A 23,638-nucleotide genomic window follows, 5' to 3' on the forward strand; every position below is an offset into this window, starting at 1 on the left:
CCAGAAAGACACAACTTTACACAATTGGAAATCTGCCTGACGGAAGGATGAGGAACAAAAAGAAACAGGCACAATTTCTTGTGCCTGTTGGGGGATTATTTTGTCGGAGCAGGTTGCACAGCAGGTTTCCCTTTTTCCAGCTTCGCGAGATCAAGCGCGATATGCACCGTCTCGTCCAGATACGGATCGGGCTCCTGGTAATCCTTAGGTAGATCGTCCAGTTTTTTGAGCAGAGGCTTGCCTTCACGTTTGAAGCGATCGTTGATACGCGCCAGACGTGTCGCGTCATCTTCATTGTTCTCTTTCTCACGCTGAGCGTAGTTCAGAGACACAATGTTCCGTTTTGCTTTCAGGGCGTTGAAACGCGCGATGTCCTTCATGATGTACTGGAATTCCGGATCCTTCCCGATGCGATCGTTGTGATTTTTCAGCAGTTCCGGTCCGAACTGTTTCATATCACCCGATTTCACGAATGTCGCGGCATCAATGCTATCCCACGGCAGCGCGTTATCTTCAAACTTCTCGCCCGTTTCCGTCTCTTCGGTACCTGTCGGCATCATAATATCCGGCGTCACGCCTTTGCGCTGCGTGCTGCCGCCGTTGACGCGGTAGAACTTCTGAATGGTGTACTGTACTGAGCCCAGCGCCGGCCATTCAGGGCGCAGCATCTGGTCGTAAATACGGTTCAGAGAGCGGTACTGCTGAACGGTGCCCTTGCCAAACGTCGGTTCGCCGACGATTAACGCCCGGCCGTAATCCTGCATGGCAGCAGCGAAGATTTCCGATGCAGAGGCGCTGAAGCGATCGACAAGCACCACCAGCGGCCCCTTATAGTAGACCACACCATCGGTATCCGCATCTTCACGCACTTTACCGTTGTTATCGCGCACCTGTACCACCGGGCCAGACGGGATAAACAGCCCGGAAAGCGAGACGGCCTCGGTCAATGCCCCGCCGCCGTTGCTGCGCAGGTCAATGATCACGCTGCTGACATTCTGCTTTTCAAGCTTCTGAAGCTGCACTTTCACATCATCGGTCAGGCCGACGTAGAAACCAGGGATATCCAGAACGCCAACCTTCTCTTTACCCACGGTTTTCACCGACATTTTCACCGCGCGATCTTCCAGACGGATACGCTCACGGGTCAGAGTAACGATACGGGTTTTGGTCCCCTTACCGGCTGGCAGGATCTCCAGGCGAACTTTGCTGCCCTTCGGCCCTTTGATCAGCGCAACTACGTCATCAAGACGCCAGCCAATCACGTCCACCATGCTCTTTCCGGTTTGGCCCACACCGACAATACGGTCGCCTACGCTGATCGCTTTGCTTTTCGATGCAGGGCCACCGGCCACCATGGAGTTGATTACGGTGTAGTCATCGTCCATCTGAAGCACAGCACCGATACCTTCCAGAGACAGGCTCATTTCGGTATTGAACTGTTCGGTGTTACGTGGAGAGAGATAATTAGTGTGCGGATCAATTTCGTGCGCAAACGCGGTCATCGCCAGCGAGAAAACATCTTCACTGTTGGTCTGCGCCAGACGGCGAATAGCGAACTTGTAGCGACGGTTTAACGTCTCACGGATCTCTTTCTCGTCTTTGCCTGTGAGCTTGAGGCTCAGTTCGTCATATTTGACTTTTCCATCCCACAGCGCATTCAGTTCAGCCTCGTCTTTCGGCCATGGCGCTTTGCTGCGGTCCAGATTAAAGGTGTCGTTGCCGGTGAAGTCCATAGGACGTTCCAGCACTTTCAGCGCGTATTGATAACGCTCAAAACGGCGCTTTTGCGATAAGTTGTACAGATCGTAGAACAGATCGAGTTTTCCGGAGCGCAGCTCATCACCCACTTCGGATTTGCGTTTAGCGAACTGTTCGACATCGCTGGCCAGCAGTACGTTATGGCTGTAATCCAGCAAGTTCAGATAACGGTCAAAGATTTTGGCCGAAAAGGCCTGATCGAGATCGAACTGACGATAGTGCGAACGAGTAAAGCGCGACGTCACGCGCTCACTCACCGTCGCGTGCTGAGTCTCTTCCTTGAGAACCGGAATTTGATCAACACGCGTAATATCGTCCACAGCGAAAGCGTGGCCTGTTATAGCAAACAGGCCAGCCAGCGCGGTGAGCTTAAAAAAAGTGTTCATGCCAGGCTCGGCCTCCGTTTCAGAACAACAAGTGTTCTGCGCGTACAATCATTGACATACCAGAAGTCAGCTGTACACGAACGCCATCTTTGGTGATTTCCAGTACGGTGGCGTCCATCGCGTTGTTACCCGCTTTCACCTTCAGAGACTGACCTACGCTCAGCGCATTGATGTCAGAAACCGGGGTGTGGCGCGGCTCTTCGCGCGGCGCACGTGGGGCTTTAGCTGCTGGTTTGTCAGCACGCGGTTTGCGATCGTTATTTTCAGTACGACGCGGTGCCGGGCGCGGTTTACGCTCGCGACGAGGGGCGTCTTCCTGACCGTTTGCCGCTGCGGCTTCGCGTTTTTTCGCCTGCTGTTCCGCACGCTGTGCCTGCACGCGAGCTTTGGCTTCTTCAAGCTGCTTACGCGCATGTTCTACGTGCTGCTCGTCCAGCTCACCGCACGGGTTGCCGTCAAGGTCGACACGGGTCGCACCCGGCTTGATACCGTACAGGTAACGCCAGCTCGAGGTATAAAGGCGCAAGGCAGAACGAAGCTGCGTTTTGCTGAGGTTCATCTCCCCCTCAACGCGCGCGACCAAATCCTGAAAGATACCGACTTTCAGAGGACGCGCTTCACCTTCAGCGCTGAAGCACTGCGGGAAACGCTCGGCCAGAAATGCGATAACTTCTTTACTGCTATTCAACTTAGGTTGATTTTCCATGAAATTTCCTGATTACAACGGACGTTGCCAACAAGCGCAGGCATGAACAGGCGACATTATAATGACGCTATCAGTAAATGCTACGTTATCCGTTGATTATCCTGCGACGCTCGCAAAGAATTTATGATAATCGGTCTCTGCCAGAACATTTTCCAGGTTTGCGGCCAGCGCGCGCAGCCCCTGCTCATCCTCGGCAGTAAAGCGACTGAAGACCGTGCTGTCGATATCCAGAACGCCAATAATCTGATTTTTAACCACCAGCGGCAGTACGATTTCAGAATTGCTGCTGGCATCGCAGGCGATGTGGCCGTCAAACGCATGAACATCTTCGACACGCTGAACCTGACGGGTCGCCACTGCGGTACCGCACACGCCGCGACCTACCGGGATACGCACGCAGGCGAGTTTCCCCTGGAAAGGCCCCAGTACCAGCGTGTCGCCTTCCAGCAGATAAAAGCCCGCCCAGTTCACGTCAGAAAGGCGTTCGAACAGTAACGCACTGGTATTTGCCAGAGTGGCTAAGAAACTGGTTTCCCCTGCCATTAATGCCTTAAAATCGCGATTCAGATCCGCGTAGAATTCTGTTTTGTTCATTATTCAATCACTTAGTTATCTTACATAGTTACCGCATAGCCTATTAAAATAAGCATTAAATGCGCTCATGCTCAAGATGAATCCGTTCATGAGTTATTATAACTTTCAACAATACTAATCTGTGTGCGACTGATGGCCCTAAAAACACCCCAAATTACGCCGACACGAAAGATCGTTGTCCGTACGGTAAGCCAGGCTCTGCCCCGTGCACATTATCAGCGTTGTCCCCAGTGCGATACGCTTTTTATGTTGCCGAAGATGAAATCGCACCAAAGTGCTTTTTGTCCATGCTGCGATGCCAAAATTCGCGATGGCCGGGACTGGTCATTGACGCGTCTGGCGGCAATGGCGGTCACCATGCTACTGCTGATGCCCTTCGCCTGGACCGAGCCGCTGTTAAAGCTCTACCTGCTTGGCGTGCGTATTGACGCTAACGTGTTGCAGGGGATCTGGCAGATGACGCGCCAGGGCGATCCGCTTACGGCCGCCATGGTGCTGTTCTGCGTCGTCGGCGCGCCGTTGGTGCTGGTCGCGGCAATTGCCTACCTGTGGTTTGGCAACATACTGGGGATGAACCTGCGCCCCGTCCTGCTCATGCTGGAAAAGCTCAAGGAGTGGGTGATGCTGGACATCTATCTGGTGGGCGTCGGCGTGGCGTCTATCAAGGTGCAGGATTATGCATTTTTACAACCTGGCATTGGCCTTTTTGCGTTTATTTCACTGGTCCTGCTGAGTATTCTGACCCTGATTCATCTCAATGTTGAACAGCTTTGGGAGCGATTTTACCCGCAGCGTCCCGCGACCCGGCCTGATGACAACCTGCGCGTCTGCCTGGGGTGCCATTACACCGGTTTTCCGGATAAACGCGGGAGATGTCCGCGCTGCCACATTCCGTTAAGATTGCGACGCAACAACAGCCTGCAAAAATGCTGGGCGGCGCTTATCGCCTCCCTGGTATTTTTGTTCCCGGCCAACATGCTGCCGATCTCCGTAATTTATGTGAACGGCGCCCGTCAGGAAGATACTATCCTTTCAGGGATTATCTCTCTGGCGCACAGTAACGTGGGGGTCGCCGCCATTGTTTTCATCGCCAGTATTCTGGTGCCCTTTACCAAAGTGGTGGTGATGTTTACGCTGCTTATCAGCATTCACTTTAAATGCGAACAAGGCCTACGCACCCGCATCCTGCTTCTGCGATTCGTGACCTGGATTGGTCGCTGGTCGATGTTGGATCTGTTCGTGATTTCGCTGATGATGTCGCTCATCAATCGCGATCAGTTACTTGCTTTTACCATGGGACCCGCAGCTTTTTATTTCGGCTCTGCGGTGATATTGACTATTCTTGCAGTGGAATGGCTGGACAGCCGCTTACTTTGGGACGCACATGAGTCAGGAAACGCCCGCTTCGCCGACTGAAGCGAGAATTAAAACAAAACGCCGCATTTCGCCATTCTGGTTGCTACCTGTCATCGCGCTGATGATCGCAGGCTGGCTTATCTGGACGAGCTATGAAGATCGCGGAAGTACCATCACGATTGATTTCCAGTCTGCGGACGGCATTGTCGCCGGACGTACCCCCGTTCGCTTCCAGGGGGTGGAAGTGGGTACCGTGCAGGATATTTCCCTCGGCAAAGGGCTGAACAAAATTCAGGTCCGGGCGAGCATTAAGTCTGATATGCAGGATGCCCTGCGCGCCGAAACGCAGTTCTGGCTGGTCACGCCTAAAGCCTCCCTGGCCGGCGTTTCCGGGCTGGATGCGCTTGTGGGCGGTAACTATATCGGCATGATGCCCGGCAAAGGCGAGCCACAGGATCACTTTGTTGCGCTGGATACCCAGCCGAAATATCGGCTGAATAACGGCGATTTGATGATCCACCTCCGCGCGCCGGATTTGGGCTCGCTGAACAGTGGTTCTCTGGTCTATTTCCGCAAAATTCCGGTTGGTCGCGTTTACGACTACGCCATTAACCCGAACAAAGATGGCGTGACCATTGATGTACTCATCGAGCGCCGTTTTACCAACCTGGTGAAAAAAGGCAGCCGCTTCTGGAACGTCTCCGGCGTCGATGCCGACCTGAGCTTAAGCGGTGCGAAAGTGAAGCTTGAGAGCCTGGCGGCGCTGGTGAATGGCGCTATCGCCTTCGACTCACCTGCTGACTCCAGCCCTGCCGCCGCAGAAGATACCTTTGGCCTGTACGCCGACCTGGCGCACAGCCAGCGCGGCGTCATCGTCAAGCTGACCCTGCCGGATGCCAAAGGCCTGAAAGCCGGTTCGACCCCGTTGATGTACCAGGGTTTAGAGGTCGGGCAACTGACAAAATTAACCCTCAATGCGGGCGGCTCCGTTACCGGCGAAATGACGGTGGATCCGAGCGTGGTGGATCTCCTGCGGGAAAAAACGCGCATTGAACTGCGTAATCCGAAGCTCTCCCTCAGCGACGCCAGCATCAGTTCCCTGCTGACGGGAAGCACCTTTGAGCTGATCCCCGGTGAAGGCGCGCCGAACAAAAACTTTGTTATCGCCCCGGCGGATAAAGCCCTGCTGCAAAAACCGGGCGTGTTGACGGTTACGCTGAATGCGCCGGAAAGCTACGGTATCGAAGCCGGGCAACCGCTGATCCTGCACGGTGTGCAGGTGGGCCAGGTCCTCGAACGTAAGCTGACAGAAAAAGGGGTCTCCTTCTCCGCCGCCATCGATCCGCAGTACAGCAATCTGGTTCACGGCGACAGTAAATTTGTGGTTAACAGCCGGGTCGACGTGAAGGTGGGTCTGGACGGCGTTGAGTTCCTCGGCGCCAGCGCCAGCGAGTGGGTTAACGGCGGGATCCGCATTCTGCCGGGCAGCAAAGGTGCGCTGCGCGAGAGTTATCCGCTGTTCGCCAATCTGGACAAAGCCATTGAAAACAGCCTTGGCGACCTGCCGACCACCACGCTGACCTTAAGCGCTGAAACGCTGCCGGACGTCCAGGCAGGCTCCGTCGTGCTTTATCGTAAGTTTGAAGTCGGGGAAGTGATCACCGTTCGTCCTCGTGCGGACGCGTTTGATATCGAACTGCATATCAAGCCGGAGTACCGCAAGCTGCTCACGCCAAACAGCGTGTTCTGGGCTGAAGGCGGCGCGAAAGTGCAGCTCAACGGCAGCGGGCTGACCGTACAGGCGTCTCCCCTCTCCCGTGCCCTGCGCGGTGCGATCAGCTTCGATAACCTGAGCGGCGCGGGCGGCAACATGCGTAAAGGTGACAAGCGGATCCTCTTCCCGTCCGAAACCGCGGCGCGTGCGGTCGGGGGGCAGATTACCCTGCACACCTTTGATGCCGGTAAACTGGCTGAAGGCATGCCCATCCGCTATCTCGGCATTGATATCGGGCAGGTCCAGAAGCTGACGCTGATCACCGCGCGCAACGAAGTTCAGGCGACCGCCGTGCTTTATCCGGAATATGTGCAGACGTTCGCCCGGGCAGGCTCGCGCTTCTCGGTGGTTACGCCGCAAATTTCTGCCGCAGGGGTTGAGCATCTCGACACCATACTTCAACCGTACATAAACGTTGAACCGGGTCGCGGCAACGCGCGTCGTGAATTTGAGTTGCAGGAGGCAACCATCACCGACTCCCGTTATCTGGACGGTCTGAGCATTGTGGTTGAAGTGCCGGAAGCCGGTTCGCTGGGCATCGGTACGCCGGTCCTGTTCCGCGGCATTGAAGTGGGGACAGTAACAAGCCTGACGCTGGGTAATCTGTCCGATCGCGTGATGGTCGGCCTGCGCATCAGCCAGCGTTATCAGCATCTGGTTCGCAACAACTCGGTGTTCTGGCTCGCTTCAGGCTACTCGCTGGACTTCGGCCTGACCGGTGGCGTGGTCAAAACGGGGACCTTTAACCAGTTCATTCGCGGCGGCATTGCCTTCGCGACGCCGCCTGGCACGCCTCTGGCGCCTAAGGCGCAGGCAGGTAAACACTTCCTGCTGCTGGAAAGTGAACCGAAAGAGTGGCGCGAATGGGGAACGGCGCTGCCGCGTTAATCTCGCAGGCTCCGGTGTCAACGCGCCGGAGCCTTTATGTTACACTGCGCACCTGAATGTTTCCCTGTGGTGTGCCCGTGGCTCAAAACTCCGTATTTCTTCCCGAACAATTCCTCGCACAGATGCGCGAGGCGCTTCCAGCTCATCTCTCTTTCGACGATTTCGTCGCCGCATGCCAGCGCCCTTTGCGCCGGAGTATTCGCGTCAATACGCTGAAAATCAGCGTCGGGGCGTTTCTGGATCTCGTCTCCCCCTACGGCTGGCAATTAACGCCAGTGCCGTGGTGTGAAGAGGGTTTCTGGATCGAACGGGATGAAGAGGAGAGCCTGCCGCTCGGCAGCACCGCCGAGCACCTGAGCGGGCTGTTTTATATTCAGGAAGCCAGCTCCATGCTGCCGGTTGCTGCGCTGTTTGCCGACGGGAACCAGCCTGAGCGGGTTATGGATGTCGCGGCGGCGCCGGGCTCTAAAACCACGCAGATTGCCGCCCGGATGAACAACCGCGGCGCGATCCTCGCCAACGAATTTTCCGCCAGCCGCGTTAAAGTCCTGCACGCCAATATCAGCCGCTGCGGGATCCACAACGTCGCGTTAACGCACTTCGACGGTCGCGTGTTTGGCGCTGCCCTGCCGGAAGCCTTTGATGCCATCCTGCTCGACGCGCCCTGCTCCGGCGAAGGCGTGGTGCGTAAAGATCCTGATGCGTTAAAAAACTGGTCCGTTGAAAGCAACCTGGAGATCGCCGCCACGCAGCGCGAACTGATCGACAGCGCGTTTCATGCCCTGCGCCCAGGCGGGACGCTGGTTTACTCTACCTGCACGCTGAATCGCGATGAAAACGAGGACGTCTGCCTGTGGCTCAAGCAACGCTATGTGGATGCCGTCGAGTTTCTGCCGCTGGACACCCTCTTCGACTCGGCCAGCCATGCGGCCACGCCTGAAGGCTTCCTGCATGTCTTCCCGCAGATTTACGATTGCGAAGGCTTCTTTGTTGCCCGTCTGCGTAAAACCCGCGCCGTCGATCCCTTGCCTGCCCCTAAGTTTAAGGTCGGCAACTTCCCGTTCGCGCCGGTCAAAGGCCGTGAGGCGGCACAGGCGCAAGCGGCTGCGAGCAAAGTCGGCCTGCACTGGGATGAGAGCCTGCGCCTCTGGATGCGTGACAAAGAGCTGTGGCTGTTCCCGGTCAACATCGAACCGCTGATTGGTAAGGTGCGTTTCTCCCGCCTCGGTATTCGCCTGGCAGAGATCCACAACAAAGGCTATCGCTGGCAGCACGAAGCGGTCATTGCGCTGGCCGGCAGTGAGAACACCTTTGCCCTGACGCATCAGGAAGCGGAAGAGTGGTATCGCGGTCGTGACGTTTACCCGGAAGACGGCCCGTCACAGGATGAAGTCATCGTGACGTATCAGGGCTATCCGCTGGGGCTGGCGAAAAAAGTCGGCTCGCGGCTGAAAAACAGCTATCCGCGCGAACTGGTACGCGATGGCCGCCTGTTTACCGGTAACAACCGCAGCGCCTGAAAAAAAGCGCATTTTTTTACTGGCGATTTCGCTCTCCTTGTCTAGGATCAAAAATGGGTGACTGCACTGGTCATACCAGATTTTGGGCAACAAACCGGAGAGCATTATGACGAAAACCAGCGTACGCATTGGCGCTTTTGAAATCGACGACGCTGAATTGCGCGGCGAATCACAAGGCGAACGAACGTTAAGTATTCCCTGCAAATCCGATCCGGATTTGTGCATGCAGCTGGACGCCTGGGATGCAGATACCAGCGTCCCGGCAATCCTTGATGGGGAACATTCCGTTCTGTACCGTGAGCATTACGACAGTAAAACCGATGCCTGGGTCTTGCGTCTTGCCTGACCCAAAGAGAACCCGCCCGAAGGCGGGTTATTTATTACTGAAGCTGCGCCAGCGTCAGAAAGCCCCCGAATACTGCCCCCGTATCAATGTAGTGCAGATTGTTAAAATCGTAGCGTTTGTCCACAGGCGTATGTCCAAACCAGAAGTGATCCGCGCCGCTAATGCCCTGCCCTTTGCCCACCATAAAGCCCATTAACCGGTCGCGATCCCACAGCACGCGCTGGGCATCCACCGGCTTATGCCAGCCATATTCGGCGGAGGGATAATCCGCATGAGCAATCACGTTGAGACCGTTTTTGCAGGTTATTTCAATAATGTGCGGTAAGTCCCGACACGCGTCGAGTAAACCCTTCGCCTGTTTTTGTTGAGCGTCCTTAAGCCCGGTAAACCAGTTACCACCATTTATCGACCAGAGACTAAAATCATTATTTTTAAGCGCATCTAACGCCATTTGCTCGTGATTACCGCGTACCGCATAAAACCAGTTTTCCTGCATCAGCTGTAAACATTTTACGCTGTCAGGCCCGCGGTCGATAATATCCCCCACCGAGATCAGCAGATCCGTATCAGGATTAAAATGTCGTCGTTTCAGCTCATCCATAAGCCACTGATAGCAACCATGAATATCGCTGGCAACCCAGATATGACGCCAGTGTTCTCCCTCTATTTTCTGATACATAACGCCTCCTGTAAGAAGTATAGCTGCCACAGAAAATGTCATGAACTGGCGTCGGATTTCGCGAATCCAAACAAACCATAAACCAGCCGGAAATAAAGATCGCTGCGCTATTAATCCCTTATTCCCTGGCCTTTAAAATAGAGCGGAATAAAAAGAGGGATTTTCACGTGTCAAACATACACCTGCAAAACGATGTTTTTTATCCGCATCGTACAAATATTATTTCTGAACTGGTGAGAGGAAAACGCGTTCCCGGCCCAATCTGGCACAAACGTGATTACCGGTTAAAGTTCCTTCTGCGCTCGCTTTTATTCTGGTCCTCCACCCATCGCATGCTGGAGGCCCTGTCCGGGCGCGATGATTTCGACAGGCTGCTCACCTCTCAAATTACCTTGCCGAGCAAAACTCACCGCCAGTATCTGATGCGCGGCCTGAACTCAAACGACCGGGCCGATGCTATCGTCAGCCACTATCAGTGGATTGATAGTCTGAAAAACATCGCCCTCGCCCACGCGCTGACCAGCCCGCAAGAGGTGCCGGTTGTCCGGTTCGAAGCAAAAAACGGCGAAATCTATACCGTCCACGCCTCGTCCGCAGGTAAGGCCGAACGCGAAGGCGAAAGCACGCTTTGGCTGCACGACAATGACAATACGCTGCTTGCCAGCCTGACGTTCTGTGTCGCACGCAGTAACGGCCGTACGGTGCTGGTGATCGGCGGCCTTCAGGGTCCACGTCGTCATGTTTCACGGGAGGTGATTAAACAGGCTACCCGTGCCTGCCATGGTCTTTTCCCGAAACGCGTGCTGATGGAGGTGATCTTCCAGCTTGCCTCACGCTCGAACATCAGCGCGATTTTTGCCGTCAGCGATGAAGGCCATGTTTTCCGCGCGCTGCGCTACCGTCTGAGCAAAGGCCGTCATTTTCACGCCAGCTACGACGAGTTCTGGGAAGGCCTGAACGGAAAGAAACTCTCCCCCTTCTGCTGGCAGTTGCCGCTCCAGATGGAGCGTAAAGCACTGGAGGAGATTGCCAGCAAAAAACGCGCCGAATACCGTCGCCGCTTTGCGTTACTTGATGATATTGCGGCTTCCGTACAGGCGCGCATTGATCCCGCAGTCGTCTCAGGCAAAATACAAACAAAAATTTAACAAAACAGCCAAAAAGGACTGGACTTACGCCTGCCGGGTTGTGGTATGTTTGAGGCAGGCGCACAGGAAGTGAACCTTCTGCTGAGACGAAAACCGGATTTTATCGTTTATTTTCATGCGGATAAAAAGAGACCGAATACGATTCCTGTATTCGGTCCAGGGAAATGGCTCTTGGGAGAGAGCCGTGCGCTAAAAGTTGGCATTAATGCAGGCTCAATCGCCTTGCCCTTTAAGAATAGATGACGACGTCAGGTTTTCCAGTCCACAGTAAAAGTGGTCTGAAAAAAAGCGTCAGAACATCACTAAATGTGAAAAACCGCAGAGCTTTTACAAGCACCTGCGGTTTTTTTTTACTGGAAACCTGACGGCTAGCAGAGCTTTTCAGCGCGCTCAATAAACGGTGCCAGACTTTTCTTCTGCCCGGGGTTTGCCGGGTCATCCACCTGGATCACGCTGACAGGCTGTCCGTTACTTTTCCCGCTGGCCACCTGCTGCTCCGCTACGTCATTTAACGGATACTGCACGAGCGTACTGGGATTGATGACATACAGCGCGTTACCGGGACGGCAGGTGAGCATGACCTCTTCACGATTAAATGCCCAGTTGTCCTTGCCCACTTCAAACCGGCTGACGGTGATGACCTGCGGCGCGGCCAGCGCACTGCTGGCACAGGTGAGAAGTAAAAGAGAAAGCAGTGTCTTTTTCATATGTTATTTAACCTTGTCAGAAGGGTTCCCAGGTCGCGAACAGGCTGACGGCCGCCAGTACCAGCGCGCCCAGCACCACCTCTGCCTGTGTCATCCTGATAAAAATCTGTTGTTCCCGCCCGGCCTCCGGGCGAAAGCGTGGCACAAGAAAATACCGATTCGCCAGCGCAATTGCCACCATCATCATGACCAGCGCACATTTGAACAACAACAGCTGGACATAAGGCGCATGCCACGGCACGTTTATGCCAACAATAAAGAGCGTATTGATTATCCCGGTCAGCAGCACGCCTGCCACGGCGTAATGCCCCACGCGGGAGAAGCGCATCATGGTAAAGATAGCGGCTGGCTGCCAGCGGCCTTTCGCCAGACGCATACAAAACAGCAGCGGCAGTAAACCACCCACCCAGGTCGCGGCGCAGAGCAGGTGAAGCGCATGGTTGAGACGATGCAATGCTCCCGGTGCGCCACCGTTCATCGCGGCATGTCCCACGCCCGCCAACAGCACCAGCTGCCCCATCACGAGCAGTAACAGCCGTGAGCCTTTTTGCGGGGTAAGCCATGCAGCGCCCGCCGTCACAGCGGCCAGCACCATTTGCCACAACCAGACGCCGCCAAATTGCGTTCCCAGCACGCTGCGCCAGACCGCCGGACGAATGACATCGCTCCAGCCGTTGCCCATCAACCCACTTTGCAGGCCAAACATCAGCAGAGCCGCCATCAGGTTGATTAAGGCCGCGAGTTTCTGCTGCCGCTGGAAACGCCGGGTCATGAGGCGCTGCAACGAAGACGGTGCAAACCAGACGCTGTAAAGCGCGTTGCCGAAAAGCAGCATCAGCGCAGCAAAATGGATAAAGCGTAACGCGACGTAGCTCAGGGCCAGCATACTATTTCACGCTAAAGTGATAGCTGCCTTTGGTTTTGTGGCCGTCCACGGAGACCACATGCCAGTCCACCGTGTAGGTGCCGGTCGTCAACGGTTTCTCAAGAGGAACAATCAGCTTTGCGTTATCCTTCTCGTCACGCTTCACCGCGCCGGTCTGGATCTTGTGCTGCTGCGCGTCCGTCACCACCACGCCGCTGAAGGCAGGCTCAATGCCTTCCGAGAAGTTCAGGGTAATGACCTCTGGTGCCACCGCAACGGTATTTTCCTGCGGGGATTGCTGCTTAAGATGCGCATGGGCCAGAGCTGAGGTCGCGGTTGCTGAAGAGAGCAAAAATGCCAGCGCGCACGCGACGCGGGAAGGGGTAAAGTGCATCACAATCATTCCTTTTCGTTATGCCTGAATGCTAAAGAATAACTCTGTATAATTAACGAGTCGAGGAACATCCTTTGCTCCCTTGTCATCGTTGAACAATCGCGGTAACGTTGCCGCCGCAGAAAAAGGAGAAGGAAATGAACGTTAACCTGGCCGCCCTTCCTCAGGACGAGATGGACAAAGTGAATGTCGATCTCGCCGCCGCGGGTGTCGCATTCAAAGAGCGTTACAACATGCCCGTCGTAGCTGAAGTGGTAGAGCGTGAACAACCCGCACATCTGCGCGACTGGTTTCGCGAACGTCTCATTGCGCATCGCCTCGCCTCCGTCAATCTCTCGCGCCTGCCGTACGAACCTAAAGTTAAATAAGCTTAACGTCTCGTTACACTTCCTTACGCGTTATGTGGCAGGATAAGAAAACCCTGATAAATTTAGGTGTAATCTTAAAATCCCAGCGACTTAGTGTATAAGGAAGTCACGATGTCACGATGGAATATTGCCGCGGCTCAGTATGCCCCGCGGCACAACTGTGTTGATGAGCACGTAAAACATCACCTGCACTTTATTGCCGAAGCTGCCTGGCATGGGTGCGATTTGATCGTCTTTCCGGAGCTTTCGCTTACCGGCCCAGGCGGAACATCCTTACCCCCACCTCCTGACGATTTGCAGCTTGCCCCCCTCCTTCACGCCGCCCAGTCACGTTTCATCACGGTGATTGCTGGTATTACGCTCCAGCAACACGGCCAGCGCCAGAAAGGACTCGCGCTTTTCACCCCTAACCTGTCGACCATCCGGCGTTATCCGCAGGGCAACGGTGCGGGTGTTATTCCTGGCGATAAAAGGTTAACCATCGTGGATAACCAGGCTGACGCCCCGGAACTGGACCCGGAGGTAACGCTGTTCACCAGCAGCCTGGCCGTGGGCGAGCACCGCTGGCGACAATCGATCGGTTCGTTACAACGCTTCGCGCACAAGTACGCCATCGCGGTATTAATGGCGAACGCGCGCGGCGGTAGCGCGTTATGGGATGAAAAAGGTCAGCTGATTGTACGTGCCGATAAGGGAGAACTGCTGCTAACCGGTTCTTTAGGCCAACAGGGTTGGCAAGGCGATATCATTCCATTAGGCTAGGCATTTTAGGATCAGGAGCGATCAATGCTGCGCGTTATCGATACCGAAACCTGTGATTTGCAGGGTGGAATTGTGGAAGTCGCTTCTGTCGACGTGATTGACGGAAAGATAGTCAACCCAATGAGCCATCTGGTGCGCCCGGATCGTCCCATCAGTGCGCAGGCGATGGCTATACATCGCATTACGGAATCGATGGTGGCGGATAAGCCGTGGATTGAAGAGATCATCCCTCTTTACCACGGTAGCCAGTGGTATGTCGCCCATAACGCCAGCTTTGACCGCCGCGTGCTGCCGGAGATGCCCGGCGAATGGATTTGCACCATGAAGCTGGCGCGCCGTCTGTGGCCTGGGATCAAATACAGCAATATGGCGCTGTATAAGTCGCGCAAACTCAGCGTGCGGACGCCGGAAGGGCTGCATCATCACCGTGCCCTTTATGACTGCTACATCACCGCAGCGCTCCTGATTGATATCATGAATACTTCCGGCTGGACGCCAGACGATATGGCGACCATTACCGGGCGCCCCGCGCTACTGACTACCTTTACGTTCGGTAAATATCGCGGGAAGCCAGTATCGGAAGTGGCGGACAAAGATCCGGGCTATCTGCGCTGGCTGTACAACAACCTCGACAGAATGAGCCCGGAACTGCGCCTGACGCTGAAGCATTATTTAGGCGAAGCCTGAGTCCCCGCCCGGCCTGGCAGCGTATCCTGCGCCAGGCCAATCAAAAAGGCGTACTCCAGCGCCACCCCTTCATAGGATTTAAATCGCCCTGATTTCCCTCCGTGCCCTGAGTCCATATCGGTACACAGCAGCAGCAGATTATCGTCAGTTTTCAGCTCACGCAGCTTCGCCACCCATTTCGCGGGCTCCCAGTACTGCACCTGGGAATCGTGCAGGCCGGTGGTCACCAGCATATGCGGATAGGCTTTCGCCTCAACGTTATCGTACGGGCTGTACTCTTTCATGTAGCGATAATAGGTTTCATCCTGCGGGTTCCCCCACTCCTCAAACTCCCCGGTGGTCAATGGAATGGACTCATCAAGCATGGTCGTCACCACGTCCACAAACGGCACCTGGGCGATAACGCCTTTAAACAGTTCAGGCCGCTGGTTGATCACGGCACCCATTAGCATGCCCCCGGCGCTGCCCCCCATGCCAAAGCAGAGCTGCGGATCGCCATAACCCTGCGCGATCAGCGCATCGCAGACATCAAGGTAGTCGTTAAAGGTATTTTTCTTTTTGAGAAATTTTCCGTCTTCATACCAGTGCTGACCCAGTTCGCCGCCACCGCGAATATGGGCAATCGCATAAACAAAACCGCGGTCGAGCAGGCTCAGCCTGCTGCTGCTGAAATCGGCGTCCATGCTTGATCCATAGGAGCCATAGCCATAGACGAGGATGGGGTTTTTACCTTTGTTGAAGTGCGCCTTGTGATAGACGAGCGATACAGGGACTTCAACGCCGTCGCGTGCGGTCACCCACAGGTGCTCACTGCGATAATTTTCCGACTCAAAACCCCGGACCTCAGCCTGTTTAATCACCTGACGCTGCCCGGTGTCCATATCCAGTTCAAACAACGTATCCGGGGTGGTCATCGACGAATAGCCGTACCGCAGGCGGGACGATTCCGGTTCCGGGTTAAAGCCGATCCACGTTACGTAAGCCGGGTCATCGAACGCAATGCCCACCACTTCGCGGGTTTTGCGGTTGATTTGGCGGATACTGGTCAGTCCGCGCTGACGCTCTTCCACCACCAGCCAGTCGGTAAACAGGGTGAACCCCTCCAGCATCACCTGATCGCGCGCGGGAATTAACACTTCCCATTTGCGTTCATCGCGCACTTTGGTTTTATAAAGGCCAAAGTTTTTGCCCTCGCGGTTCGAACGCAGGTAAAAGCTGTGCTGGAAGTGATCCAGGCTGTACTCATGATCTTTACGGCGCGGCAGGAAGCACAGCGGCTGCGCATCCGGCAGCTCTGCATCCAGCAGCAGCACTTCTGAAGTGGTGGCGCTGGAGAGGAAAATGATCACGTAGTGGCGAGACGACGTTTTGTGCAGGCTGACATAGAACGTCTCGTCTTTTTCCTCGTAGACTAATTCATCGTCGGCGGAATCGGTCCCCACCGTATGACGCCATACCTGATAAGGCAGCAGCGTTGAGGCATGCTTTTTAACGTAGTAGACCGTTTCTGAATCGTTACCCCAGACGAAATCGGGGGAGACATTATCCAGCATTTCGGGATACCAGTTTCCCGTTTCAAGATTGCGGAAACGCAAACCGTACTGGCGGCGGGAAAGGTAATCCTCAGCCAGCGCCATAATGGCGTTATCGGGGGAAATGGACATGCCGCCCAGCGTATAAAACTCACTGTGGGCAGCACGTTTGTTGGCATCCAGCAAGATCTCCCATTCGTCCCACTCGGCGCTCAGCACAGACTGGCGCTGGTAGATGGGATATTCGTTTCCCGGCTCATAAATATGGCGATAGCGATAACCGTTTTTGCACCACGGGGCAGAGACATCACGCTGGGGGATACGCTGCACCATTTCGTTCAGGAGCTGATCCTGAAGCGCCTGCTGGCTGGCCATGACCTGGCGGCCATAGTCGTTTTCCTCGTGCAGATAGTCGAGCACCTCTGGCCGGGAACGAGAATCGTCCCGCAGCCAGTAGTAGTTATCGATACGCGTATCGCCATGCGTGGTGATCGCATAAGGAGTACGTCGGGCTTTTGGAGGCATGGCATTCTTACTTTTTCGTTTTACATCCTATAAGGTTGGCAAAACACGCGTATGATGCAAGCGAAACATGGCCTTCTAGCCCGCGAGAGTCTGCTTCTGCTGCTGAATATCCTGCTCAATTCCCTCGCGAACGTCCTGGGGGATCTTCAGCGCATCGCCCAGGGCGTTCAGGTAGCTGCGCTCCATAAAGTGATCGATATCGATGGCGGCACAGCTCAGAAAATAGAGTTCCAGCGCCTCTTCTTCGTTTTTCACGCCTTGCGCCAGACGCTGCGGATCGAGCGGCTGTTCAATGGCCTGCGCCACCAGCGCCCTGCCCTGCTCCTCAACGCCCGCTTCCCGCATCTGCTGTTCAATTGCGGCACGTTCACTGGCATCAATATGCCCGTCGCTCTTGGCTGCAAAGACCAGGGCGAGGATCAGGCGCTCGGTGCGTAAATCTAACGGTGATACCTGCTTCCCGTACTGCGGTTCATCCTGATGCGCGCTGCGCACCTTGTCTTTGTATTTGTTCCATAAGACGGAGCCTGCAATAGCCCCTCCGCCCGCCAGCAGCGCGCCGGTACCGTATTTGGTAAGCAGTTTCCGCGATGATTTATTGGCAACCAGCAAACCGGCCAGCCCGCCAAGCGCACCCGGCACCAGCAGCTTGCTTAGACCCTGCTCGCCCGACGACGAGCCTTTTTGTCCCAACAGGGATTGCAGTTGATTCATCCAGCCTGACATATTTTTCCTCACGTAACAGTGCGTAACCTTCACAGCCTAAGCGAGCGGGTGTCAGGAAATGTCTGTCAGTGCTAAAGAAGCGCAAATTTCCCCCTTGTCCGGTTAACCCCATACAAGACAGACGCAAACGTTTTCGTTTATACTACCCGCATCTTTTTCAGGGGGATTTTTATGACTCTTTTAGGAACCGCGCTGCGCCCTGCCGCGACGCGCGTCATGCTGTTGGGATCGGGTGAACTGGGTAAAGAAGTGGCCATTGAATGCCAGCGTTTGGGCGTGGAGGTGATTGCGGTGGACCGTTACGCGAACGCCCCTGCCATGCACGTTGCGCATCGCTCGCACGTCATCGATATGCTTGACGGCAATGCCCTGCGGGCGTTAATTGCCGAGGAAAAACCGGATTTCGTGGTGCCTGAAATTGAGGCCATTGCCACTGAGATGCTGGTTGCCCTTGAGCAGGAAGGCCAGCGCGTAGTGCCTTGCGCCACTGCGGCAAAACTGACCATGAACCGGGAAGGCATTCGTCGCCTGGCGGCAGAAGAATTACAGCTCCCGACCTCCAGCTACCGTTTTGCCGGGGATAAAGCTGCGTTTCTCCAGGCCGTCGAAAAGATTGGCTACCCGTGCATCATTAAGCCGGTAATGAGCTCCTCCGGCAAAGGGCAGAGCTTTATCCGCGACAGCAGCACGCTGGACCAGGCCTGGGACTATGCCCAGCAGGGCGGTCGTGCCGGTGCCGGGCGCGTCATCGTGGAAGGCGTGGTGAAGTTTGATTTCGAAATTACCCTGCTTACCGTCAGTGCCGTGGACGGCGTTTATTTCTGCGACCCGATTGGTCATCGTCAGGAAGACGGCGATTATCGAGAATCCTGGCAGCCGCAGCAGATGAGCGCGCTGGCGCTGGCACGCGCGCAGGAGATCGCCCGCAAGACGGTGCTGGCGCTGGGCGGCTACGGCCTGTTCGGCGTGGAATTGTTTGTTTGCGGCGACGAGGTTATCTTCAGCGAAGTCTCCCCTCGCCCGCACGATACCGGGATGGTTACACTGATTTCACAGGATCTCTCCGAGTTCGCGCTGCACGTGCGCGCTTTCCTCGGCCTGCCGGTTGGCGGCATCCGTCAATACGGCCCGGCAGCCTCCGCGGTGATCCTGCCGCAGCTGACCAGCCAGAATGTCACCTTTGATAACGTCGAAGGTGCGGTTGGTGCAGGCTTACAGGTCAGACTGTTCGGCAAACCGGAGATCGACGGAAGCCGTCGTCTGGGCGTGGCATTAGCAACCGGGGAAAACGTGGACGAAGCCGTCGCGAGAGCGAAAATAGCGGCCACTGCGGTAAAAGTGACAGGGTAAATAACTAAAGGCTGGTCAACTAAGCGACCAGCCACATTACATGATTAACATTGTTCCGTTTCTATCGCTTCCATTCGTATTCCATATCCTCGTAGGCTTCATTCGTTTTCGAGATGAAAACAAAAATACCGAGGCCAATAAAAATAACGAAGGGAATGATGATGCTCGCAATCAGTTCCCAGATTGCTGGCGGATCGTTTTGCGCCAGGAAACTGATACGATAGGCAATGAGGGATAACACGCAGAATAAAGCCGCCATCCCCGCAGGATAAAGGGGATTACTCCAGTTACACCAGGTAAGTTTTTTTGGGATAGCTGTCTTCATGGAGGAAAGCGAAGTAATACAAAATTTGTTTTTGTCTGAATAAGCTGCCAGTTGCTCCCCCTGGGCATATTTGACCGCATCCGCCGCAAATGCCAGAGCCAGCCACCGATACCCGGCACTCTTTGCGCCCAGAGAGGCATCGATATCCAGCCGTTCCACCGTGAGCGCTTTTTTATCCAGTGCCTGCATTAATGGATATTTTTCAATACGGGACAGCCCGGTATACCAGAGATTTTTCGGCGTAAGTACCGAACCCGTCTCAAGGAAGACCGCCATTTTGTCCTCTACATCGGTCACGTCAGACATAGGCTGATATAAATATACCGGTTTTTCGCCCTCCTCCCGGACATAATGACTGGTCAGCAGGAATGCACATGCATTTTCCATGCTCTTTGATTCGCCGCTTTCTTCATGTAAATCAACGATAACAATCAACCGGTTTTCAACTCTGTAATCAGATAAGTTCATCCATTGGCTAACGATCGCGTAGTCAGGACATTCTGTGCTGTACTCAATTTTACACGTGCTTGCCGTTTCAATACCCAACCGCTCCAGAGTGCGCCTCAGTTCATCAATGCAGGATCCACTCCCTCCGTGAACCCAGACAACGGTTTCAAAAATACGGTAGTTATAGTCCTTCAATTTTTCTGCCATCGGGTCCAGTAAGCGGTAAAACATCTGTTCATTCCTGGTCTGGTCGAAGCGATCTTCCAGCTGAATATTAACCGGCGTTTTCGGTGCCAGCGGAAATTCGCCTTCCAGTTTCAACATATTCAGCGCGGGTTCCTCCAGGGGGGTGATTGCAGACCATGCTGCGATAGCGATATTTTTTCGCGCATACGCCTTTAAATTAATCTCCTGCTCTTTTGCTATGAATTTTCGGGTTTCAGCATAATGAATGTTGGCGTCATGAAATATGAAACTTGTAAAAACTAGCAACGATACAACACAGATGGGCAGAATAACTGAAGGCACAAAAAAGAGAGCCGTAACGTGTTCCTGTTCAGGCCAGGTGAGAGCCCGGATCGCGAGGCCCATTGCGACGGCTATCACATAGAGGAAAACAATCATGACGACTGGCACAGTGGAATCCGGGTCTGGCTGTTGTTTGTATAACCACCACGCGCGCATTACGAAGCTCCCGCCACAGGTAAGGTACTTTTGATTTCACATCCACACGCCGCGCGACAGCCATCTACCACAACCCCACGGCCATGCATGGTCCAGGTTGGGTGACATTCAGTGATTGCGAACGTCCCTTTATGGAGCGGACACTGCGCAAGATCATCTTTTAAGGCCACGGGCTGCCCCATAAAGTCTGCCCCAGAGGCCTTAGTGACTTTTCCTCCGCTTATCAGCGGATCGTTTAACCTAATGACGCCTTTCATCGCTTTATCTCCCTATTTTCCCGCATCCATGTTGCATTGCATGTGCTCCCAGCCGGTATAGCCTTTCACGTCGGGTACGCTGTCGGGTAAATCTTGCCAGTTAGCCTTAAGTTGCTGCGTGCTGCCCTCGAGCCCCTGCTTAGTCATGTAGACCATTCCCCACGCCCAGCCAGGGGAACGGGGGTCCAGCTTCCCGCTGACTTTATTTCCCATTCCGTCATCCACGGTATAGGCAATCCCCGGCCCGCCGGGCAGAATGCGCGGGTCTTCAAATGGCTTTGATGACATATACAGCCGGTGTTTGGTCTGTAAAAAACCCTGGTCGTTGACGACGGTGAAAGAAATAATATCCTCATAGGATGGTTGGTTAGTACCATCGGGCTCATTAGGCCCTACCGAAAAAAACTGGGGAGACCATGTTTTACCATAATCTTTAGAAATCATTGTTCCTGGGTCATCCCAGGTGGGTATGGCAATATATCGTTCAGAAGGATGAACAAATTTTTTGGTGAAAATCCGATAAAATTGACTGACGGGCCTGGTATGAATACCCCGAAAAGTATCCGTATACCAGAGTTCACCTTCGCAGCCCCAGCCTTTCAATTCGAGAAAACGGTGATCATCGAACCGGTAAACAACCTGTGTGGGCGGTTCTTTAGCCTGGCATCCGGTCGCCAGCACAACGGACGTCGCTGCGAGAACGGTACATAATCCTTTCATCAGTTATCGCCCCGCATCCATATCACAGCGCATATGATCCCAGCCGGTGTACCCCTTCACTTCGGGTACGCTGTCGGGTAAATCTTGCCAGTTAGCTTTAAATTGCTGCGTGCTGTGCTTAAGCCCCTGCTTAGTCATATAGACCATTCCCCAGGCCCAGCCAGGGAAACGGGGGTCCAGCGTATCGCTTACTTTATTTCCCATTCCGTCATCCACGGTATAGGCAATCCCCGGCCCGCCGGGCAGAATGCGCGGGTCTTCAAACGGTTTTGACGACATATACAGCCGGTGTTTGGTCTGTAAAAAACCCTGATCGTTGACGACGGTGAAAGAAATAATATCCTCATAGGATGGTTGGTTAGTACCATCGGGCTCGTTAGGCCCTACCGAAAAAAACTGGGGAGACCATGTTTTACCATAATCTTTTGAAATTATTGTTCCTGGGTCATCCCAGGTGGGTATGGCAATATATCGTTCAGAAGGATGAACAAATTTTTTGGTGAAGATCCTGTAAAATTGGCTAACAGGTTGGGTATGAATACCCCGCCGAGTATCCGTATACCAGAGTTCACCTTCGCAATCCCACCCTTTCAGTTCGAGATAACGATGATCATCGAACCGGTAAACAACCTGTGTCGGTGGTTCTTTCGCCTGGCACCCGGTTGCCAGCACAACGGACGTAGCTGCGAGAACGGTACATAATCCTTTCATCAGTTATCGCCCCGCATCCATATCACAGCGCATATGATCCCAGCCGGTGTAGCCTTTCACGTCGGGTACGCTGTCGGGTAAATCCTGCCAGTTTGCCTTAAGTTGCTGCGTGCTGCCCTCGAGCCCCTGCTTAGTCATGTAGACCATTCCCCACGCCCAGCCAGGGGAACGGGGTTCCAGCTTCCCGCTGACTTTATTTCCCATTCCGTCATCCACGGTATAGGCAATCCCCGGCCCACCGGGCAGAATGCGCGGGTCTTCAAATGGCTTCGACGACATATACAGCCGATGTTTGGTCAGTAAAAAACCCTGATCGTTGACGACGGTGAAAGAAAGAATATCCTCATAAGGCGCGTAGTCATCGCCATTGGGTTCATTATGATTTGGTGAAAACGCTACGGAGTGCCACGTTTTCCCATAGTCCTTAGATACTATGAATCCACTCGCGCCCCATCCCGTCAGTGCAATATATCGCTCTGATGGATGAATAAATTTACGGGTAAAGAGTCGATAAAACTGACTTACGGGTTCGGTGTGAATGCCTCGCTTAGTATCCGTGTACCAGAGTTCGCCTTCACAATCCCAGCCTTTCAGTTCGAGATAACGATGATCATCAAATCGGTACACCACCTGCGTTGGTGGTTCTTTCGCCTGGCATCCGGTCGCCAGCACAACGGACGTAGCTGCGAGAACGGTACATAATCCTTTCATCAGTTATCGCCCCGCATCCATATCACAGCGCATATGATCCCAGCCGGTATAGCCCTTCACCTCGGGTACGCTGTCGGGTAAATCTTGCCAGTTAGCCTTAAGTTGCTGCGTGCTGCCCTCGAGTCCCTGCTTAGTCATGTAGACCATTCCCCACGCCCAGCCAGGGGAACGGGGGTCCAGCTTCCCGCTTACTTTATTTCCCATTCCGTCATCCACGGTATAGGCAATCCCCGGCCCGCCGGGCAGAATGCGCGGGTCTTCAAACGGTTTTGACGACATATACAGCCGGTGTTTGGTCAGCATAAATCCCTGGTCCTTAACAACAGTAAAGGAAATAATGTCATCGTAGGGCGGTGAAGAATCTCCATTTGGTTCGTTAGAACCCGCTGAATAAAACTGAGGGGACCAGGTTTTACCATAATCTTTTGAAATTATTGTTCCTGGAGAGCCCCAGGTAGGGATAGCTATATAACGCTCCGATGGATGTATGAATTTTTTGGTGAAGATCTTGTAAAATTGGCTAACAGGTTGGGTATGTATACCCAGCTCAGTATCCGTGTACCAGAGTTCGCCTTCGCAGCCCCAGCCTTTCAGTTCGAGATAACGATGATCATCGAACCGGTACACCACCTGCGTTGGCGGTTCTTTCGCCTGGCATCCGATCGCCAGTAAAACAGCAGTGGCCATCAGACCCATAAATGATATTTTCATG

Annotated in this window: 25 protein-coding genes; 10 read left to right on the plus strand and 15 right to left on the minus strand. The window is 54.3% G+C overall.

Features of this window, described 5'->3' with window-relative positions; all coding sequences use genetic code 11:
- Window positions 1-95: 95 nt before the first annotated feature.
- From prc to DD606_RS02955, 3 genes are all read right to left on the minus strand, one after another.
- Window positions 96-2,144 carry a carboxy terminal-processing peptidase gene (gene prc / locus DD606_RS02945; RefSeq protein ID WP_045896052.1) on the minus strand — a complete coding sequence of 683 codons (2,049 nt, stop codon included), beginning with the start codon at window positions 2,142-2,144 and terminating at the stop codon, window positions 96-98.
- A gap of 19 nt (window positions 2,145-2,163) precedes the next feature.
- On the minus strand, window positions 2,164-2,850 hold the full coding sequence (proQ, locus tag DD606_RS02950) for an RNA chaperone ProQ (RefSeq protein WP_003859895.1): 687 nt from the start codon (window positions 2,848-2,850) through the stop codon (window positions 2,164-2,166).
- Window positions 2,851-2,946: 96 nt separating this feature from the next.
- Window positions 2,947-3,444, minus strand: coding sequence for a GAF domain-containing protein (locus DD606_RS02955; protein ID WP_006811006.1), 498 nt, complete (start codon window positions 3,442-3,444; stop codon window positions 2,947-2,949).
- 132 nt (window positions 3,445-3,576) lie between these two features.
- Between DD606_RS02955 and yebS the strand changes: the two genes are divergently transcribed.
- From yebS to DD606_RS02975, 4 genes are all read left to right on the plus strand, one after another.
- Window positions 3,577-4,860, plus strand: coding sequence for a membrane integrity lipid transport subunit YebS (yebS, locus tag DD606_RS02960; protein ID WP_003859890.1), 1,284 nt, complete (start codon window positions 3,577-3,579; stop codon window positions 4,858-4,860).
- On the plus strand, window positions 4,829-7,462 hold the full coding sequence (locus DD606_RS02965; protein ID WP_003859888.1) for a PqiB family protein: 2,634 nt from the start codon (window positions 4,829-4,831) through the stop codon (window positions 7,460-7,462). Before yebS ends, DD606_RS02965 begins: the two co-directional genes overlap by 32 nt.
- Window positions 7,463-7,533: 71 nt before the next feature.
- Complete coding sequence (gene rsmF / locus DD606_RS02970) at window positions 7,534-8,982, plus strand: 16S rRNA (cytosine(1407)-C(5))-methyltransferase RsmF (protein WP_202815718.1); 1,449 nt, start codon at window positions 7,534-7,536, stop codon at window positions 8,980-8,982.
- Window positions 8,983-9,088: 106 nt separating this feature from the next.
- Window positions 9,089-9,328 (plus strand): YebV family protein, encoded by a 240-nt coding sequence (locus DD606_RS02975; RefSeq protein ID WP_003859885.1) that lies wholly within the window; start codon window positions 9,089-9,091, stop codon window positions 9,326-9,328.
- Between the two features lie 34 nt (window positions 9,329-9,362).
- Here the strand turns inward: DD606_RS02975 and pphA are convergent, their stop codons facing one another.
- Window positions 9,363-10,007 carry a protein-serine/threonine phosphatase gene (pphA, locus tag DD606_RS02980; RefSeq protein WP_003859884.1) on the minus strand — a complete coding sequence of 215 codons (645 nt, stop codon included), beginning with the start codon at window positions 10,005-10,007 and terminating at the stop codon, window positions 9,363-9,365.
- 167 nt (window positions 10,008-10,174) lie between these two features.
- Between pphA and DD606_RS02985 the strand changes: the two genes are divergently transcribed.
- Together DD606_RS02985 and DD606_RS02990 are read left to right on the plus strand one after the other, a co-directional pair.
- Window positions 10,175-11,155 carry a VirK/YbjX family protein gene (locus DD606_RS02985; RefSeq protein ID WP_003859879.1) on the plus strand — a complete coding sequence of 327 codons (981 nt, stop codon included), beginning with the start codon at window positions 10,175-10,177 and terminating at the stop codon, window positions 11,153-11,155.
- Between the two features lie 45 nt (window positions 11,156-11,200).
- Complete coding sequence (locus tag DD606_RS02990; protein WP_032609507.1) at window positions 11,201-11,398, plus strand: hypothetical protein; 198 nt, start codon at window positions 11,201-11,203, stop codon at window positions 11,396-11,398.
- Window positions 11,399-11,523: 125 nt separating this feature from the next.
- Here DD606_RS02990 and DD606_RS02995 read toward each other — a convergent pair whose 3' ends face one another.
- The 3 genes from DD606_RS02995 to yobA are packed head-to-tail and all read right to left on the minus strand — an operon-like array spanning window position 11,524 to window position 13,121.
- Window positions 11,524-11,862, minus strand: coding sequence for a YebY family protein (locus tag DD606_RS02995; RefSeq protein WP_003859787.1), 339 nt, complete (start codon window positions 11,860-11,862; stop codon window positions 11,524-11,526).
- Between the two features lie 16 nt (window positions 11,863-11,878).
- Complete coding sequence (gene copD / locus DD606_RS03000; protein ID WP_129258159.1) at window positions 11,879-12,748, minus strand: copper homeostasis membrane protein CopD; 870 nt, start codon at window positions 12,746-12,748, stop codon at window positions 11,879-11,881.
- Window position 12,749: 1 nt separating this feature from the next.
- A complete protein-coding gene (gene yobA / locus DD606_RS03005) occupies window positions 12,750-13,121 on the minus strand; it encodes a CopC domain-containing protein YobA (RefSeq protein WP_023314337.1) in 372 nt (123 codons plus the stop codon).
- 137 nt (window positions 13,122-13,258) lie between these two features.
- Here yobA and DD606_RS03010 point away from each other — a divergent pair, with 137 nt between their 5' ends.
- The 3 genes from DD606_RS03010 (at window position 13,259) to exoX (ending at window position 14,938) form a co-directional block, all read left to right on the plus strand.
- Window positions 13,259-13,489 (plus strand): DNA polymerase III subunit theta, encoded by a 231-nt coding sequence (locus tag DD606_RS03010; protein ID WP_003859784.1) that lies wholly within the window; start codon window positions 13,259-13,261, stop codon window positions 13,487-13,489.
- 111 nt (window positions 13,490-13,600) lie between these two features.
- Window positions 13,601-14,251, plus strand: a complete 651-nt coding sequence (locus DD606_RS03015; protein ID WP_129258161.1) for a carbon-nitrogen hydrolase family protein — start codon at window positions 13,601-13,603, stop codon at window positions 14,249-14,251.
- Between the two features lie 24 nt (window positions 14,252-14,275).
- Window positions 14,276-14,938 (plus strand): exodeoxyribonuclease X, encoded by a 663-nt coding sequence (exoX, locus tag DD606_RS03020; RefSeq protein ID WP_015570288.1) that lies wholly within the window; start codon window positions 14,276-14,278, stop codon window positions 14,936-14,938.
- Here the strand turns inward: exoX and ptrB are convergent.
- Window positions 14,920-16,995, minus strand: a complete 2,076-nt coding sequence (ptrB, locus tag DD606_RS03025) for an oligopeptidase B (RefSeq protein ID WP_045343596.1) — start codon at window positions 16,993-16,995, stop codon at window positions 14,920-14,922. The two genes, exoX and ptrB, sit on opposite strands and share 19 nt — an antisense overlap.
- A 75-nt stretch (window positions 16,996-17,070) precedes the next feature.
- Complete coding sequence (locus tag DD606_RS03030; RefSeq protein ID WP_032609515.1) at window positions 17,071-17,721, minus strand: tellurite resistance TerB family protein; 651 nt, start codon at window positions 17,719-17,721, stop codon at window positions 17,071-17,073.
- 171 nt (window positions 17,722-17,892) lie between these two features.
- On the opposite strand from DD606_RS03030, the gene purT reads away from it, so the two are divergent.
- Complete coding sequence (gene purT / locus DD606_RS03035) at window positions 17,893-19,071, plus strand: formate-dependent phosphoribosylglycinamide formyltransferase (protein WP_048240584.1); 1,179 nt, start codon at window positions 17,893-17,895, stop codon at window positions 19,069-19,071.
- A 61-nt stretch (window positions 19,072-19,132) separates the two neighbouring features.
- Here purT and DD606_RS03040 read toward each other — a convergent pair whose 3' ends face one another.
- From DD606_RS03040 to DD606_RS03065, 6 genes are read right to left on the minus strand one after another with little or no spacing between them, the layout of a single operon-like run.
- Window positions 19,133-20,527 carry a hypothetical protein gene (locus DD606_RS03040; RefSeq protein ID WP_023324869.1) on the minus strand — a complete coding sequence of 465 codons (1,395 nt, stop codon included), beginning with the start codon at window positions 20,525-20,527 and terminating at the stop codon, window positions 19,133-19,135.
- The gene (locus tag DD606_RS03045; protein WP_023324870.1) at window positions 20,527-20,784 is read right to left on the minus strand and encodes a PAAR domain-containing protein; all 258 of its coding nucleotides are present in this window, start codon (window positions 20,782-20,784) and stop codon (window positions 20,527-20,529) included. The genes DD606_RS03040 and DD606_RS03045 overlap by 1 nt, the downstream gene beginning before the upstream one ends.
- A gap of 12 nt (window positions 20,785-20,796) precedes the next feature.
- On the minus strand, window positions 20,797-21,504 hold the full coding sequence (locus tag DD606_RS03050; protein ID WP_032659013.1) for a hypothetical protein: 708 nt from the start codon (window positions 21,502-21,504) through the stop codon (window positions 20,797-20,799).
- A 3-nt stretch (window positions 21,505-21,507) separates the two neighbouring features.
- Window positions 21,508-22,215: a hypothetical protein gene (locus DD606_RS03055; RefSeq protein ID WP_047653736.1), complete on the minus strand. Its 708-nt coding sequence runs from the start codon at window positions 22,213-22,215 to the stop codon at window positions 21,508-21,510.
- 3 nt (window positions 22,216-22,218) lie between these two features.
- Window positions 22,219-22,926 (minus strand): hypothetical protein, encoded by a 708-nt coding sequence (locus DD606_RS03060; RefSeq protein WP_039264792.1) that lies wholly within the window; start codon window positions 22,924-22,926, stop codon window positions 22,219-22,221.
- A 3-nt stretch (window positions 22,927-22,929) separates the two neighbouring features.
- Window positions 22,930-23,637, minus strand: coding sequence for a hypothetical protein (locus DD606_RS03065; protein WP_045329866.1), 708 nt, complete (start codon window positions 23,635-23,637; stop codon window positions 22,930-22,932).
- Between the last annotated feature and the right edge of the window lies 1 nt (window position 23,638).

This window comes from Enterobacter cloacae complex sp. GF14B, from assembly GCF_004136805.1.
In the GTDB taxonomy this organism is placed as follows: domain Bacteria; phylum Pseudomonadota; class Gammaproteobacteria; order Enterobacterales; family Enterobacteriaceae; genus Enterobacter; species Enterobacter hormaechei_C.

Bases quoted from the DNA above. Each gene is read 5' to 3' on its own strand.
- prc (WP_045896052.1), bottom strand. From the start codon at position 2,144: ATGAACACTTTTTTTAAGCTCACCGCGCTGGCTGGCCTGTTTGCTATA.
- proQ (WP_003859895.1), bottom strand. From the start codon at position 2,850: ATGGAAAATCAACCTAAGTTGAATAGCAGTAAAGAAGTTATCGCATTT.
- DD606_RS02955 (WP_006811006.1), bottom strand. From the start codon at position 3,444: ATGAACAAAACAGAATTCTACGCGGATCTGAATCGCGATTTTAAGGCA.
- yebS (WP_003859890.1), top strand. From the start codon at position 3,577: ATGGCCCTAAAAACACCCCAAATTACGCCGACACGAAAGATCGTTGTC.
- DD606_RS02965 (WP_003859888.1), top strand. From the start codon at position 4,829: ATGAGTCAGGAAACGCCCGCTTCGCCGACTGAAGCGAGAATTAAAACA.
- DD606_RS02975 (WP_003859885.1), top strand. From the start codon at position 9,089: ATGACGAAAACCAGCGTACGCATTGGCGCTTTTGAAATCGACGACGCT.
- pphA (WP_003859884.1), bottom strand. From the start codon at position 10,007: ATGTATCAGAAAATAGAGGGAGAACACTGGCGTCATATCTGGGTTGCC.
- DD606_RS02990 (WP_032609507.1), top strand. From the start codon at position 11,201: ATGTTTGAGGCAGGCGCACAGGAAGTGAACCTTCTGCTGAGACGAAAA.
- DD606_RS02995 (WP_003859787.1), bottom strand. From the start codon at position 11,862: ATGAAAAAGACACTGCTTTCTCTTTTACTTCTCACCTGTGCCAGCAGT.
- copD (WP_129258159.1), bottom strand. From the start codon at position 12,748: ATGCTGGCCCTGAGCTACGTCGCGTTACGCTTTATCCATTTTGCTGCG.
- yobA (WP_023314337.1), bottom strand. From the start codon at position 13,121: ATGCACTTTACCCCTTCCCGCGTCGCGTGCGCGCTGGCATTTTTGCTC.
- DD606_RS03010 (WP_003859784.1), top strand. From the start codon at position 13,259: ATGAACGTTAACCTGGCCGCCCTTCCTCAGGACGAGATGGACAAAGTG.
- DD606_RS03015 (WP_129258161.1), top strand. From the start codon at position 13,601: ATGTCACGATGGAATATTGCCGCGGCTCAGTATGCCCCGCGGCACAAC.
- exoX (WP_015570288.1), top strand. From the start codon at position 14,276: ATGCTGCGCGTTATCGATACCGAAACCTGTGATTTGCAGGGTGGAATT.
- ptrB (WP_045343596.1), bottom strand. From the start codon at position 16,995: ATGCCTCCAAAAGCCCGACGTACTCCTTATGCGATCACCACGCATGGC.
- DD606_RS03030 (WP_032609515.1), bottom strand. From the start codon at position 17,721: ATGTCAGGCTGGATGAATCAACTGCAATCCCTGTTGGGACAAAAAGGC.
- purT (WP_048240584.1), top strand. From the start codon at position 17,893: ATGACTCTTTTAGGAACCGCGCTGCGCCCTGCCGCGACGCGCGTCATG.
- DD606_RS03040 (WP_023324869.1), bottom strand. From the start codon at position 20,527: ATGCGCGCGTGGTGGTTATACAAACAACAGCCAGACCCGGATTCCACT.
- DD606_RS03045 (WP_023324870.1), bottom strand. From the start codon at position 20,784: ATGAAAGGCGTCATTAGGTTAAACGATCCGCTGATAAGCGGAGGAAAA.
- DD606_RS03050 (WP_032659013.1), bottom strand. From the start codon at position 21,504: ATGAAAGGATTATGTACCGTTCTCGCAGCGACGTCCGTTGTGCTGGCG.
- DD606_RS03055 (WP_047653736.1), bottom strand. From the start codon at position 22,215: ATGAAAGGATTATGTACCGTTCTCGCAGCTACGTCCGTTGTGCTGGCA.
- DD606_RS03060 (WP_039264792.1), bottom strand. From the start codon at position 22,926: ATGAAAGGATTATGTACCGTTCTCGCAGCTACGTCCGTTGTGCTGGCG.
- DD606_RS03065 (WP_045329866.1), bottom strand. From the start codon at position 23,637: ATGAAAATATCATTTATGGGTCTGATGGCCACTGCTGTTTTACTGGCG.